Origin of the sequence: Paenibacillus sp. GYB004 (genome assembly GCF_036577605.1) — a bacterium.
GTDB classification, from domain to species: Bacteria; Bacillota; Bacilli; order Paenibacillales; family NBRC-103111; genus Paenibacillus_AB; species Paenibacillus_AB oceani.
The window spans coordinates 1-14,442 of the sequence record NZ_JARBDB010000035.1 but is presented as its reverse complement, the minus strand read 5'-3'; the positions used below and the strand labels follow the sequence as shown (position 1 = coordinate 14,442).

The window sequence follows — 14,442 nt, the reverse complement described above, 5'->3', positions numbered from 1 at the left end:
TCACTGTTCCAACTAACGAATCACCTACAACGAAGCGAATGAGATGGTAGCGAATGATGATCATCATGAATATGGTCAAAGTTTTGTTCACGACATTTCTCATCGTGGGGCTGCTGTTTTCAAGCGGTGTTTTCAGCGTGCTGCTTTATGCGAAAATGACCGGAAAAGATTTTTTCACGGAAGCGCAGCCGATCGCGGCGGTATTGGCGGAGGGCGCCGCCCCGGCCCCTCCTGTTAGCGAAGCGAAGCCCGAGCCGGTAAAGCCGAAGCCCGCTTCCGCCATGCTGGACGCTCCGCTCGTCAGGCAGCTCCCCGAGCTGCCCGCCGGCTGCGAGATCGTCAGCCTCACGATGCTGCTCAACTACTATGGCGTCGACAAAGATAAGATGGAGCTGTACCGCGAGATGATTAAAGATCCGACTCCGATTCGCTGGGAGAAAGGAGCTATCGCTTATTGGGGCAACCCGAACACCGGGTATGTCGGCGATGCTACCGGCAAATCGCGCGGGTTCGGGATTTATCACGGAGCGCTGCTTCCCACCCTGAAGGAGTACGTGCCGACAGCGATCGATATGACCGGAATGGAGTTCGATGCCATCGAGCGTCAGATCGCGGAAGGGCTGCCGGTCGTTATATGGACGACGATCAATTTTCAAGAAACCCAGAAATGGGTGGAATGGGACACGCCGATCGGACCGATCAAGACGACGTTTATGGAGCATGCCGTCCTGCTCGTCGGTTATGACGAAGAGAACGTATACGTCAACGATCCTTACAGTGGCAAAAAGTCGTTGAAGCTGAACAAAGAGCAGTTTTTGGGAACATGGAATGCATTAGGCAAGCAAGCATTGTCTTATACGAACGATTAGTTTCAAGCTGAATTGGAGGGAATTAGAGATGGCATTTGAAAATCCTTCGCGCGACCGGATCAAGGAATTGCTGCAGCAGACGAAAACGATCGCCGTCGTCGGCTTGTCGGACAAGCCGGACCGTACTTCGTATATGGTGTCACAGGCGATGCAGGCGAAAGGCTACCGGATCATTCCGGTTAATCCGAACGCCGATACTGTGCTTGGCGAGAAAAGTTATGCTTCGCTGACCGATATTGAGGAACCGGTCGATATCGTGAATGTGTTCCGCCGCAGCGAAGATACGGTTTCCGTAGCGAAGGATGCGCTTTCGATGAAGCATAAGCCTGCGGTATTCTGGCTTCAGCTCGGCATCGCGAACGACGAGGCTGCGGCTCTTGCCGCCGGAGCGGGCATCGAAGTGATTATGGACCGCTGCATCAAAGTCGAGGATTCGATACTGCTTCCTAAGAAGTAAACGACTTCCATCTATAAAAAAACGCAAACCGAAGAAACTAGTAAAGGCTTCAGCGAAAGGATGCCGCCCAGTTCCATACGCGACATTCGGTTACTGAAGACTTTCTATTTTCCGAGGAGGATTCCCGTCCGTGTATAAACAACAATCGAGCTCGTTGTATGGTTCGTCCGCAGGCAGTATGGGTAACCAGTCGTCTACGTCCCAGTACCGCGGAAGCCAGAACCAGAAGCCGTTCCAGCCGATCGGAATGGTTCAATCCCAGTATGGGCAGCGTGCATCCCAGTACGGGAGCGGCCAGACTCAATCGGCGGCAGCCGGAGGCATGCAATCTTCAGCAGGCGGCTTCCAGAGTACGAGCTCGTTCCATACGGCGAACTACCGCGGCAACCAGCCGGGCCACGACAGCTATTTGCGCTCGGATTCCCGCACCCCGTCGCAGAGCGGAGCGATCGGGATCGGGTCCGGTTATGGCAGCGGAACGATGAGCCAATCGAACCAGGCGTTCGGGATGGGACAAAGCGGCTCGGGACAAGCGGCAGGTGCAGCTTTTCAAAGTACGAGCTCGTTCCACACGGCCGGCTATCGCGGCAACCAGCCGGGGCATGACAGCTACCTGCGTTCGGATTCGCAGCATCCGAGTCAGGCACAGACCGGCTATGCATCCTTCGGAATGGCTCAAAGCCAATTCCAGCCGCAGCAAAGCAGCTACCAGCAGCAACAAAACACGTATCAGCCGCAAAATCAATTCCATTTCCAAAATCAAATGCAGAACCAGCAGCTAAACCAAATTCAGAACCAGAATCAATCGTTCGCTTCCACGCAGTCGTTCCATACGGCCGGTTACCGTGGCAATCAGCCGGGACATGACGCCTACCTGCGTTCGGACTCGAATCAGCCCGCCTCTTCGTATTCGAGCATTGGCGGCACGAGCTCTTTCCGATTTTAATTCGAGATGAAGTCAAGCGGACCGGCAGGTCCGCTTCTTTGTTTGTCCATGGAATTACGCCGGTCGATTGCTTTTGACAAAACGGGGTCGAAGCTTTACGATGGTACAGAAGGGGGGACAGGGCTTGAACTGGATGGGCAATTTGCAGCAATTCGGGCGTTCGCTCATGATTCCGATGATAGCGCTGCCTGCGGCGGCGATTTTGCTGTTCCTCGGCAATTTGCCTTGGGAATGGATCGGAATCGAAAGATTCGGAGAATTGCTCAGCTTCACCGGAAATTCGATCTTTGCGTATTTGCCTTTCCTCTTCTCCATCGGAGTAGCGCTCGGGCTTACGCAAAATGCCGGTATTGCGGGAATCGCCGCATTGCTAGGCTATTTTATTTTTTTCGCGTTAACCAAATATTACATGGGGACGTTTTTTGAGCTGGGGGTTGCCGGCGGGGTGATGATCGGCTTGCTAGCCGCCTTGTCGTATCACCGGTTCAAATCGATTAAGCTGCCCGAATACATACAGTTTTTTGGCGGTCCCAGATTTGTTCCGCTGTTTATGAGCTTCGCTTCGATCGTATTCTCCGCTGTCGTCATTCAGCTGGGGCCGACCGTCAAGCTGATTCTGGACCGCCTGGGCGAATGGATATTGACGCACGGGGCGGCTGGGACGTTCGTCTACGGAGTCGCATACCGGCTGCTCGTTCCGTCGGGGCTTCACCATATTTTGAATAACGTCGTCTGGTTCCAGATCGGGCCGTATATGCGGGACGACGGTCATGTCGTGTACGGGGATTTGCCCCGTTTTTTTGCCGGAGATCCGGAAGCGGGCATTTTTATGGCAGGGCTGTACCCGATTATGATGTTCGCGCTTCCTGCGGTTGCATTCGCCATCATTCACGAAGCCCGGGAAGACTTGAAGCCCAAAGTGAAGGCGACGTTTTTGACGGCCGCGCTCACTTCGTTTTTGACCGGCGTGACGGAGCCGATCGAGTTCGCTTTTTTATTTGTGGCGCCGTATTTGTTCGTCGTGCACGCCTTGTTGTCCGGAGCGGCGATGTGGCTGGCATACGAGCTGGATATTCATCACGGCTTCTCGTTCTCTGCCGGAGCGATCGATTTCGTCATCAATGAGCATCTGGCTACGAACGGGCTGCTGTTGATCCCGATCGGGCTGCTGTTCGCCGGCATTTATTACTTCCTGTTCCGCTGGGCGATCCGGAAGTTCCAACTCCCTACACCTGGGCGGGAGGAAGGCTCCTCCCTCGAGGAATGGGCCGGGGATGTGCGCTACAGGGCGCCGCTTATCCTGCAGGCGCTCGGCGGCAAAAATAACGTCATCGAGATCGAAGCGTGCATTACCCGTCTCCGTCTGACGCTCGGCAACGACAAGCTGCTGGATATTAACGCTTTGAAGCATCTGGGGGCGGCCGGAGTGATCCACCTCGGGGGAGGCAACGTGCAGGTCGTATTCGGCACATTCTCCGAGCTGATCCGCGAAGAGATCGTGAAGGTGCTGCATAAGGAGATCCGGCAAGTGCATTTCCATGCGCCGGTGCAGGGCAATATGATTCCGATCGAGGAAGTGCCGGACGCGATATTCGCCCAGAAGCTTGTAGGCAACGGGGTGGCGTTTTACCCGGAACGCGGGGAGCTGCTCTCGCCCGTTACGGGCAAGGTGGTGCACATTTACCCGACGATGCATGCCATCGGGTTGAGGACCGAGGAGGGGCTCGAGGTGCTGCTTCATATCGGCATCGATACGTCCCACTTGCAGGGCAAGTTATTCCAGGCGGTAGTGAAAGAAGGGGACGACGTGACGGTCGGTCAATTGCTGATCCGGTTTGATGTGCAAAAGCTTAAAAAACATGCCAAATCGCTTGCTACGCCCATGGTCATCACGAATCCGAACATCGTAAAATCGTGGGCGTTCGCCCCGTTCAAACACGTCAAAAAAGGTCAGGCGTCGGTCATGTCTGTCGTGATGAAGGACGCCGGCGACCCGCAAGACGCCAAGCTTTCTGGAGGTGACGCATCGAATGGTTAAAGGCAGCGGGGGGGCCGTCGGCATCGCCATCGGCAAGGCGTTTGTCCTGCCGGATTGGGAATGGGAGCTGACGGAGCAGCCGATCGACGTCAACGACATGGCTTTCGAGTTCGAAAGACTGTACGAGGGCGTCCGAATTTCGAAGTCGGAGCTTCAGCAGATTAAGACCGACATCGCAGAAGTGCTTGGGGTCGAGGAATCGAATATTTTTGACGCTCACCTGGCGATTCTGGAAGATCCGGTGTTCATGAATGAAGTTGCGGGGATTATCCAGCGTCAGTACAAGGCGGCGGAAGTGGCGGTAAAGGAAGTCGTAGATAAGTTCGTCAACATGTTCGACCTTCTCGACGACGAATATATGAAGGAGCGGGCGCTCGATATCAAAGATGTGGGAACGAGGCTGCTCAAGCATCTGCTCGGTTCGTTCGAGGAAACGAAACCGCCGGTCGATCAGCCGTTTATTATCGTAGCCCGCGAGCTGACGCCTTCCCAACTGGCGCATCTGGACCCGAACCAGCTGCTCGGCATCGTAACCGCTTCGGGCGGCAAGACGTCGCATACGGCCATTATGGCGCGCGCTATGGGCATCCCGTTCATATTCAACGTCGAAGGCGGAGCCCAGACCGGCGACTTGCTTATTCTCGACGGGGAGACCGGAGAAGTTCACGTCAACCCGGAACAATCGGTAGTCGAAGCGTATATGCAGCGCCGCCTCCAGCTCGATCAGGAGCGGGAACGGCTGCGTGCCGTCGTTAACGTCCCTTCCGAGACGCGGGACGGCAGAGAGGTGAACCTGTACGCGAACATTACGTCGCTGGCCGAGCTGGAGCAGGCATTAAAGCACGGGGTGAAGGGCGTAGGTTTGTTCCGGACCGAGATGTTGTATATGGACCGGCACACGTGGCCCAAAGAGGATGAGCAGTTCGAAGTGTATAAGGCGGCCGCGCAGAAGCTGGACGGCCAACCGCTCGTGATCCGGACGCTCGATATCGGCGGCGACAAGCTGCTGGACTACATATCGCTGCCGGAAGAAGACAATCCGGTGCTCGGCTACCGGGGCATCCGCATCTCCATCGACCGGCGGGACTTGTTCAAGACCCAGCTGAAGGCGATCTTGCGGGCGAGTTCGTTCGGCAATGTGAAAATATTGTTCCCGATGATTTCCTCGATCGAGGAAGTGCGCCGCGCGCGCGAGGTGCTGGAGCTTGCCATGCAGGAGCTGCAGAGGGCCGGGCAGCCTTATAACGCGAACATCGAGATCGGGATTATGATCGAAGTGCCTGCGGCGGTCGCGATCGCTGATTTGCTTGCGCAGGAAGTTCAATTTTTCAGCATCGGCACGAACGATCTCGTTCAATATGTCCTAGCGGTCGACCGGATGAACGAAAGGATCTCCCATTTGTATGAGCCTTACCACCCGGCTGTGCTGCGGATGCTGAAGGCGACGGTCGAAGCGGCGCGCCGCAACGGCATTTCGGTCAGCGTATGCGGTGAACTGGCCGGCGACGCGGATGCGCTGCCGATGTGGCTCGGTTTGGGCGTTTACGATTTGAGCATGTCCTCCCACTCGGTACTGGATGTGAAGCGGAGATTGATCGACAGTTCGGAGAAGGAAGGCGCGGAGCTGCTGGACAAATTGCTCGCCTGCCGGACCTGTACGGAGATGAAGTCGCTTATTCACGCGACGAAGGCGGAGGACGGCGAACCGCCCGCCGCGGTATAGAGGGCCGCATTCCGTCCGCGGCAGTCCGGCACAGTTAACGTGATGCAGATCGTGTCAGAAATCAGAACACCTCCCTGGTGCCCGGGGAGGTGTTTTTGTGCTAATGGGCATAAAAGTGTAAACAAATTGATGCAAGTTATTTACAAGTTATTTACCTCTTTATCCATTCGTGCTAGTATGAAGATGAGGTCGCCGTCCTACCTGTGAAGACTGCCAACGATCGGGGACTTATTCCGTATATGAGGAGTGCGATAACGATGAAGTTTTGCTGCGTGAGCGAGGTTATGACACCGGATCGGCCGGTCTTTATGCACGGATTCGGGGCCAGAACGAGTAAAAGCGAAGGCGTGCTCGACCAGCTCTACGTGAAGGCCGCGATGCTGGAGGCGAACAAGACGCTGCTCCTGCTGACGATCGACGCTTTGGGCGCAGACCGGAGCTTTGTGCTTGGCGTTAAGGAGGCGTTAAAGGAGAAGTTCGGCCTGGAGCATGACGAGGTGCTGATCAATTTCTCGCATACGCATCACTCGGTCTTTTTGACCGGACTGGATACGGAACACCGCCGGGGCGCGTACAGCATCGCCCAGGAAGGCTGGACCGACAACGACGAGGAGCTTGACTACACGGAGGACGAGGCTTTGTTCCGCTTCATGCGGGATACGATCCTGCGGATGACGGAGTATTGCCGGAACCATCTCGTCCCGGGAGAGCTCAGCATCGGGCGGGGCTTCTCCGATTTTGCGGTCAGCCGGCGCAAGCCGGACGGGAAGGGCGGCGTCTCGTGGAGCCCGTATGTGGACGGGCCGATCGACAAGGAGCTGCTGGTGATGAAGCTGACGGATGCGGCGGGCGCGGTGAAGGGCATTTTGTACAATTACGGCTGTCATACGACTTCGATGGGCTCCGACAACATGCTGCTGTCCAACGACTTCGCCGGCCGGACGTCCCGCGTGCTGGAGGAAACGTATCCGGGAGCCGCCGTTTTGTTTTTGCAAGGCTGCGCGGGAGAGCTGAAGCCGCGAAAAGGTGCGGACGGCGCCCGATTCAAAAGCATGACGATCGCTGAGATGGAGGAGGCCGGCACGGACTTAGCCCAGGATGTGATCCGGATTATGGAACAGGGGCCTTTCGAGACGGTTCATTGCTCGTTCCGTACGGCGCTGGCCGATCCGCTGCTGTATACGGAGCAGACCCCGGCCGCTTTTTATGAGCCGATTGCAAGCAATCCGGACTACAACTCCTTTTACCGGAATGCGGCCATCCGCACGATACAAGCGATCAAGGACGGGACGATCAAGGACCGGATCCCGCACTATATCTCGGTCTGGAAGCTGGACGATCGTCATCGAATCGTATCGATGGAGGGCGAAGTGTCGACCGAATATTCGCTGCTGATCAAGAAGCTGTTCGCAGGCGATACGACGCTGGCGCTGGGTTATACGAACGGGGTATACTGCTATATCCCGACGCGGAAAATGATCGGAGAGGGCGGGTACGAATCGGATTGCAATTTCTTCTTCGACATGCGAGGCCCGTTCGTACCAGAGATCGAAGATATTATCGTCGGCCAGCTGGTGAAGCTGGATATGGAGTTGGCCGCCCGCGGCTGAACCGAGACGACAAATAAAGCCCCCGACTGACAACGGTTGCCGGTTGTCGGTCTGGGGGCTGTTCGCTGCACGCGAGCGCACCGGTATACGCGATCTGACGTATACGGGGAGCCTCTTTCCTCTACCCTTTCGCCAGTACGTCGCAGAACGCTTTCGCATAAGGCGGCAAGTCGGGCGGACGGCGCGAGGACACGATGTTGTTGTCCACGACGACCGCTTCGTCGATCCATTCCGCACCCGCGTTTTCCATATCGTCGCGAATGCCCGGAGTCGAGGTCACTTTGCGGCCCTGCAATATTTTGGCCGAGATGAGCACCCAGCCCGCATGGCAGATTTGCCCGATCGGCTTGCCGGCTTCATCCATCTGCCGGACGAGCTGCAGCACCTTCGGATAACGGCGCAGCTTGTCCGGAGCCCAGCCGCCAGGCACAAGCAGGCCGTCGCAGGCGATAGCGTCCATCTCGTCGAAGGAGATGTCACTCACCGCGGGCACTCCGTATTTGCCGTAATACGTTTTCCCTTTCTCCGGACCGGCCAGCACGACGACCGCGCCCTCTTCGCGAGCCCGGTAGATCGGGTACCAAAGCTCCAGATCTTCGAATTCCTCGTCAACCAAGCAGATGACCTGCTTACCGTCTAATCTCATCTCAACATCCCTCCTTGCGACATTGTACCATAAAAGGATTGCATTTTTGAAACGATCCGTCATAATGAGAGAAGCTCTGTCTGCGAGATTTGCCAGCGCCGGTAGAGTTATATGATGAGATAGGAGAGACACGTTTGAACCGGATAATCCGATGGCTCCCGGCCGTGGTGTGGATGGCCCTCATTTTTTATATGTCGCATCAGACGGGGGACGATCTCGGAACGCTGCTGCCTTTTTTTCAGAACTGGTTTCCTTGGATGGCCAGCTTTGACTGGGGACATTTTATCGCTTACTTCGTGCTTGCGCTTACTTACTACGGAGCGATGTTTCCGCGCTGGGCCGGCTGGGGCGGGAAAGCTCTGGTCGTCGTCCTCTGTCTGCTGTACGGCGTGACGGACGAATTTCACCAGCGGTTCGTCGAAGACCGGACTCCTGACCTGATGGATCTGCGCAACGATACGATCGGAGCCGCTATCGCCATGGCAGTCGTATCGCTGCCTCCTGTAGACCGCCTGCTGCGCAAGCTGATCCGCCGCTAGCAAAAAATACTATACGGCTGCGGGAAGGAGTTTTGCCGGGAAAAGCGAATAAAAGTTGTATCGCATATACCGGAAGGAGTGCTTTTGTTCGTGCAAAAGCAATGCAGCTGCGGCGAGACGATGAGTATTCGTTTGCGCACCGTCATATTTCAAAACAAAGTGGAAATCGAAAACGTGCCGATTTATTCGTGCGACGATTGCCAGCGATCGGAACTGTTCCCTCCGATCAAGCAGGAGCTGACCGGTTACATCCGTACATTAGGCTCGAAGCCGGAAGTCGCGACGGTTTTATTCGACGAGATGTCTGAGCTGGCCGGCCTGATGCACAAGGTGACTCATAAGGACAATCAGATGTATACCGTAGAATCCATTATCCAAGAACGCGTCAACGAGCTGCTGGATACGCTTCTGCTTGCCAAGTCGCTCGGCGACGACGCCTGGGTGGAAGACGTACGCCACCGGCTGAAGCAGATTACGAGCCATTTGACGACTACATATCGTCTCTCCTGAACGTATGGGGATGAGAGGGGCAGCGCGCTCCCGCTATTGAGGGCGGACGCCCGTCAGCGGCATCATTCCCGCGATAATAGACGCTGAGCCAACGCAAGTTGGCTTTTTTGCCTTGTTTTTGGTAGTATTTAATAAGTAGGCACGATTCGGATGCGAGAGGGTGGAATAGATGGACATCATCGAACTGGAATCGGAGAGGCAATGGCTGAACTTGCTCGAGTCCAGCTCAGAGACTCCGGTGCTCGTATTCAAGCACAGCACGCGTTGTCCGATTAGCAGCGAAGCTTATGAGCAGTGGCAGTCTTTTCTAGGCAAGGAGCCGAATCCGGACTGCGAATATGCGCTGGTGCTGGTTGTCGAATCGCGCGACGTATCGAACCGGATCGCCGAGACGATTAACGTGAAGCACGAATCTCCGCAAGTGCTGCTTGTAAAAGGGCGTAAGGCGGTATGGCATACGTCCCATGGGAGAATTACCGAATCGGCTCTGCGCGAAGCGCTGAATAATAGCCTGTAACTGAAATGTAACCGTGTTTTCATTGCGAAGTCAGACGTTTTGTCGTATGATGTATGCAAATGACGAGAAAACGTTTCCTTTCGTTTTTCACACTGAATAACTGGAGTAGATACTAGTGACCGTAACGATTTATGACGTAGCCCGCGAAGCAGGCGTATCGATGGCGACCGTATCGCGTGTCGTCAACAACAATCCGAACGTAAAACCGCAAACGCGTAAAAAAGTATTTGAAGCGATTGAAAGACTCGGCTATCGCCCCAACGCGGTAGCAAGAGGACTGGCGAGCAAAAAAACGACGACCGTCGGCGTCGTCATTCCGGATATTTCGAATTCGATTTTTTCCGAAGTGGCTCGCGGCATCGAAGATATTGCGAATATGTACCATTACAATATCATTCTGTGTAACGCCGACAAGAGGAAAGAAAAGGAGATCCGGGTCATTAACACCCTGCTGGAGAAGCAGGTGGACGGACTTCTGTTCATGGGCGGTACAGTCACCGAGGAACATGTCCAGGCATTCCGGACTTCGACCGTTCCGATCGTGTTGTGCGGAACAAGAGACGATAAGGACCAGTTCCCTTCGGTCGATATCGATCACGAGGCGGCCGCTTTTGACGCAGTCAAGCTGCTGATCGGACAAGGACACAGCAAGATCGGGATGATCAGCGGAACGCTGCAGGACCCGGCCAACGGCTATTCCCGGTACCAAGGGTACAAAAAAGCTTTGGAGCAAGCCGGTTTGAGCGTATCCGAGGATCTGGTTCGCATCGGCAACTACCGGTACGAATCGGGTTACGATGTGATGAAATATTTCCTCCATCTGTCCGACCGGCCAACAGCCATCTTCGCAGCGACCGATGAGATGGCGATTGGTGCCATCCATGCGATCCAGGACGAAGGGCTGCGCGTTCCGGAAGATATATCGGTTATCAGCGTAGACAACATCCGTATGGCGTCGATGGTGCGTCCATTGCTCACTACCGTTGCACAACCGATGTACGACATCGGAGCGGTATCGATGCGTCTTCTGACCAAGCTGATGAACAAAGAAAATGTAGAAATGTCCAAAGTGCTGCTTTCGCACGAAATTATTCAGCGCAAATCGGTGGCTCATGTATAATGAGCCCCTTTTCTTTTTATTGTACTTAACTAAAGGAACCGGGAGGGGCGGCAACTCGTGACATGGAATAAGATCGGATTGATCGGCGCGATGGCCGAAGAGATTGAACGGATCAAAGAACGTCTGACGAACGAGAAGGTGACCGAAAAGGCGGGAATCCGCTTTATGGAAGGCGTGTTTTGCGGGAAAAGCGTTGTGCTTTGCCGGTCGGGCGTAGGCAAAGTGAATGCGGCCGTATGTACGCAGCTGCTGATCGATCAATTCGGCGTCGACGCGATCATTTTTACCGGCGTTGCAGGAGCTTTGGACCCGGCGCTGGATATCGGCGATATCGTCATCTCGAGCGATTGCATGCAGCACGATATGGACGCGTCCGCGCTCGGCTTCCCGAGAGGAACGATCCCGTTCGCGGACACATCGGTTTTCCCGGCGGATCAGGCTCTTGTTAAGCTGGCCGTACAAGCCGGAGAGCGCCAGGAGAGCGGCAGGATCGTCTGCGGCCGGGTGTTGTCGGGCGACCAGTTTATCGCGGACCGGGGCACGGTCAAGCTGCTTCACGAGCAGTTAGGCGGAACGTGTACGGAGATGGAAGGTTCGGCGGTTGCGCAAGTATGCGCGATGAACGGAATTCCGTATGTCGTTATTCGCTCGATGTCGGACAAGGCCGACGGCTCGGCTCATGTCAATTTTGCAGAGTTTACCGTCAAGGCGGCCGATCGTTCCTACTCGATCGTGGAGCGGATGGTCAGCTCTTTATAAACGCTACAGCCTAAAAAAGCTCAGTTCCGCTAAGGAACTGAGCTTTTTGCCGGTTTGCGAAGACGGTTGCGCGTGGCGGCGGCCGCAATGAGGCGATTGCTGCGGTCTGTCTGCCAACGTATCCAATATGGGTTTGTGTTCATTCCGGCACATACATCAAAGCGATCTCCCGGGTGCGCCGGTTATTCTCGGTAATCTCCTTGCGGCGGGGAATCGGCGTCCACGTATGGACCGGATCAAGCCACGTATCCGGCAGTTCGAGCGGACTTTTGTCCGCCCATCGTTTTACCCATGCTTCCGGCAGCGGAGTATCCGGTTTTCGGGTCAGCTCGTCCAGCAGCGGATGATCGGTCATGACAAGCCACAGAAGGCTCCATGCGCGCGGCACGATGCGCCAGATGTCGTACCCGCCGCCGCCCAGGGCGACCCAGCGTCCGCCGCAGTATTGATGCGCTAGCCGGTGGATCGTCTGCGGCATCTCGGCGAAGATGCGCATGCTGCAATGAACGTGGGCGAGAGGGTCCAGGGCGTGGGCGTCGCAGCCGTGCTGGCTGACGATCAGATCCGGTTTGAACGAACGGACGACCCGGTCCATCGCCTCGTTGAATCCTTCCAGCCAGGAGTCGTCCTCCGTATAGGGCTCCACCGGAATGTTAATGCTCATCCCGTAGCCTTCGCCTTCGCCGCGTTCATTAGCGGCTCCGGTGCCCGGAAACAAATATTTGCCGGTCTCGTGAAACGAAAGCGTGCACACATTCGGGTCGTGGTAAAACGACCACTGCACCCCGTCGCCGTGATGAACGTCCGTATCTACATACAGCACTCTGGCATTATACTTTTGGCGGATGTAAGCGATTGCGATCGAGGCGTCGTTATACACGCAAAAACCGGCGCCTTTATTCGGCATAGCATGGTGAAGCCCGCCGCCCAAATGAAGGGCGTGCGCCGTCCGTCCCGACATGACCGCGTCGGCCGCTTCGATGGAGCCGCCGACGATTTGCCGGGTAACGTCGTGCATATTTTCGAAATAGGGCGTATCTTCGGTACTCAGGCCGAAACGGTCCGCTTCTTGGATTGCCTGCTCGGCCGGATGCGGACAGCTTAACTGTTTGACGGCTTCGATGTATTCCGGCGTATGTGTGAACAGCAGCTCGTCTTCCTCGGCGATGCGCGGCGTCACGATGTCCGAAGGATCGAGGGCTCCGAGCTCGTCCAGCAAATCCCGGGTGAGCAGCAGACGTTCCTGATCGAACGGATGGGTATCGTTAAAGCGGTACTTCGTTTCGTCTTGATGATAAACGTACACCGCGTTTGAGCTTTTCATACTTTTCCTCCGATTGTCAATACATGAACCGTTGACGAAACCGAATCGTATCGAATTTTTCCACTGAGGATAGCGGAACTTCTTTGCCGATACGCACCATGAGGCAGTTAGCCGGGTGAGAGCATATTTCCGGATCGTCAGTCGCGAACCAGACCATGTCCACCGATTTCATCAGCTTTTCCATCATATTGCGGTAGTCCCAGACGTTCGATAAGCTGCCTTTCAAATCCCAGTGCCAGTAATATTCAGTCGTGAATACGATCATATTTTCCAGCTGATCTTCCATAAAGGCGAGCTTGATCATTTTTTTGCCGAGACCGATCGAACGATAGTCGTCCGCGACCTCGATCGCACCAAGCTCGACCAGGTCGATCATATTGCCTTCGGACCAGCGCTCCATCTCATCCGGGTAGTGAAAGGTTACGTAACCTACGACCGTCTGTCCGTCGCGGGTTAGGATGATTCGGCCTTCGGGCAGCTCGGTTATTTCCACAAGCGCTTCATGCTGCTCGTTAGGCCGCCGGAATGCGTCCAGATCCGGATGCATGGTTAAGCCGCGCAAATGATCGGTAGGTACGGGACCTTCGACAATAAGCTTTCTGCCCTGGAAGTCGACCTCGAATGAATGATAGATTTTGCGGTGCTCCACGTATGAAATCACTCCTTTCGTGCTGCGGTTGTATCACGACATTGTTCCCCATATGCTACTTATAGCAGATTATAGAGCGGTTGAAAAGGAATAGGCTATTAATTCCGACTATGATATAATAAGATCGTCACAAAACTTACACACTCCCTTCACAACTCAGACAGGCTATATGGACGTTTTGTCCGCATACTTAATGAAAACGGTTAAATGCCAGCCGCTATAGGAGGAGAATTATGGGTAACATGCAGACGGAAATTTTAAAAGCTATCGCTACCGACGGGAACCTGAAAAACTACGAGGAAGCCCGTGTGTCGTTCGATTGGGCCGACGTAGAAAAGCAGTTCTCCTGGTATACGACCGGTAAAGTCAATATGGCCTACGAGGCGATCGACCGTCATGTCGAAGCCGGACTGCAGGATAAGGTAGCGCTTTATTACAGCGATGCCACCCGCGATGAAGCTGTTACTTACGGGCAGATGAAAGCGAATTCGAACAAATTCGGCAACGTGCTGCGGAAGCTCGGTATCGGCAAAGGGGACCGCGTCTTTATCTTTATGCCGCGCACGCCGGAACTCTATTACGCCTTGCTCGGCACGATCAAGATCGGGGCGATCGCCGGACCTTTGTTCGAAGCGTTCATGGAGCAGGCGGTCCGAGACCGGCTGGAGGACGCGGAAGCTGCCGCGATCGTGACGACGCCGGCCCTTCTGGGGCGCGTGCCGGTGAGCAGCCTGC

Annotated in this window: 15 protein-coding genes; 12 read left to right on the top strand and 3 right to left on the bottom strand. The window is 55.3% G+C overall.

All coding sequences use genetic code 11. The annotated features are described in order from the left end of the window. The first annotated feature begins 53 nt into the window (after positions 1 to 53). The 6 genes from PV433_RS14885 to PV433_RS14860 all read left to right on the top strand — a co-directional run bounded on the left by PV433_RS14885 (position 54) and on the right by PV433_RS14860 (position 7,643). The gene (locus PV433_RS14885) at positions 54 to 869 is read left to right on the top strand and encodes a C39 family peptidase (protein ID WP_332072870.1); all 816 of its coding nucleotides are present in this window, start codon (positions 54 to 56) and stop codon (positions 867 to 869) included. Between the two features lie 28 nt (positions 870 to 897). Further along, positions 898 to 1,326 carry a CoA-binding protein gene (locus PV433_RS14880; RefSeq protein WP_332072869.1) on the top strand — a complete coding sequence of 143 codons (429 nt, stop codon included), beginning with the start codon at positions 898 to 900 and terminating at the stop codon, positions 1,324 to 1,326. Positions 1,327 to 1,456: 130 nt separating this feature from the next. Then, the gene (locus PV433_RS14875; protein ID WP_332072868.1) at positions 1,457 to 2,272 is read left to right on the top strand and encodes a hypothetical protein; all 816 of its coding nucleotides are present in this window, start codon (positions 1,457 to 1,459) and stop codon (positions 2,270 to 2,272) included. Positions 2,273 to 2,396: 124 nt separating this feature from the next. Then, positions 2,397 to 4,310, top strand: coding sequence for a glucose PTS transporter subunit IIA (locus PV433_RS14870; protein WP_332072867.1), 1,914 nt, complete (start codon positions 2,397 to 2,399; stop codon positions 4,308 to 4,310). After that, positions 4,303 to 6,033 (top strand): phosphoenolpyruvate--protein phosphotransferase, encoded by a 1,731-nt coding sequence (ptsP, locus tag PV433_RS14865; protein ID WP_332072866.1) that lies wholly within the window; start codon positions 4,303 to 4,305, stop codon positions 6,031 to 6,033. Before PV433_RS14870 ends, ptsP begins: the two co-directional genes overlap by 8 nt. Before the next feature lie 257 nt (positions 6,034 to 6,290). Continuing rightward, positions 6,291 to 7,643: a neutral/alkaline non-lysosomal ceramidase N-terminal domain-containing protein gene (locus tag PV433_RS14860; protein WP_332072865.1), complete on the top strand. Its 1,353-nt coding sequence runs from the start codon at positions 6,291 to 6,293 to the stop codon at positions 7,641 to 7,643. A gap of 121 nt (positions 7,644 to 7,764) precedes the next feature. On the opposite strand, the gene PV433_RS14855 is transcribed toward PV433_RS14860, so the two are convergent. Then, the gene (locus PV433_RS14855; protein WP_190926466.1) at positions 7,765 to 8,289 is read right to left on the bottom strand and encodes a type 1 glutamine amidotransferase domain-containing protein; all 525 of its coding nucleotides are present in this window, start codon (positions 8,287 to 8,289) and stop codon (positions 7,765 to 7,767) included. A 134-nt stretch (positions 8,290 to 8,423) separates the two neighbouring features. Here PV433_RS14855 and PV433_RS14850 point away from each other — a divergent pair, with 134 nt between their 5' ends. The 5 genes from PV433_RS14850 to PV433_RS14830 all read left to right on the top strand — a co-directional run bounded on the left by PV433_RS14850 (position 8,424) and on the right by PV433_RS14830 (position 11,734). Then, complete coding sequence (locus tag PV433_RS14850) at positions 8,424 to 8,828, top strand: VanZ family protein (RefSeq protein WP_190926468.1); 405 nt, start codon at positions 8,424 to 8,426, stop codon at positions 8,826 to 8,828. Between the two features lie 90 nt (positions 8,829 to 8,918). Continuing rightward, complete coding sequence (locus PV433_RS14845; protein ID WP_332072864.1) at positions 8,919 to 9,338, top strand: hypothetical protein; 420 nt, start codon at positions 8,919 to 8,921, stop codon at positions 9,336 to 9,338. 169 nt (positions 9,339 to 9,507) lie between these two features. Then, the gene (gene ytxJ / locus PV433_RS14840) at positions 9,508 to 9,855 is read left to right on the top strand and encodes a bacillithiol system redox-active protein YtxJ (protein ID WP_332072863.1); all 348 of its coding nucleotides are present in this window, start codon (positions 9,508 to 9,510) and stop codon (positions 9,853 to 9,855) included. Positions 9,856 to 9,970: 115 nt separating this feature from the next. Beyond that, complete coding sequence (ccpA, locus tag PV433_RS14835) at positions 9,971 to 10,975, top strand: catabolite control protein A (protein ID WP_332072862.1); 1,005 nt, start codon at positions 9,971 to 9,973, stop codon at positions 10,973 to 10,975. 57 nt (positions 10,976 to 11,032) lie between these two features. Next, positions 11,033 to 11,734, top strand: a complete 702-nt coding sequence (locus PV433_RS14830; RefSeq protein WP_332072861.1) for a 5'-methylthioadenosine/adenosylhomocysteine nucleosidase — start codon at positions 11,033 to 11,035, stop codon at positions 11,732 to 11,734. 139 nt (positions 11,735 to 11,873) lie between these two features. Here the strand turns inward: PV433_RS14830 and PV433_RS14825 are convergent, their stop codons facing one another. Next, a complete protein-coding gene (locus PV433_RS14825; RefSeq protein ID WP_332072860.1) occupies positions 11,874 to 13,058 on the bottom strand; it encodes an acetoin utilization protein AcuC in 1,185 nt (394 codons plus the stop codon). A 16-nt stretch (positions 13,059 to 13,074) separates the two neighbouring features. After that, a complete protein-coding gene (locus PV433_RS14820; protein WP_332072859.1) occupies positions 13,075 to 13,707 on the bottom strand; it encodes a GNAT family N-acetyltransferase in 633 nt (210 codons plus the stop codon). Between the two features lie 233 nt (positions 13,708 to 13,940). On the opposite strand from PV433_RS14820, the gene PV433_RS14815 reads away from it, so the two are divergent. Then, the coding region (locus PV433_RS14815; RefSeq protein WP_332072858.1) for an AMP-binding protein at positions 13,941 to 14,442 on the top strand (502 nt) is incomplete at its 3' end.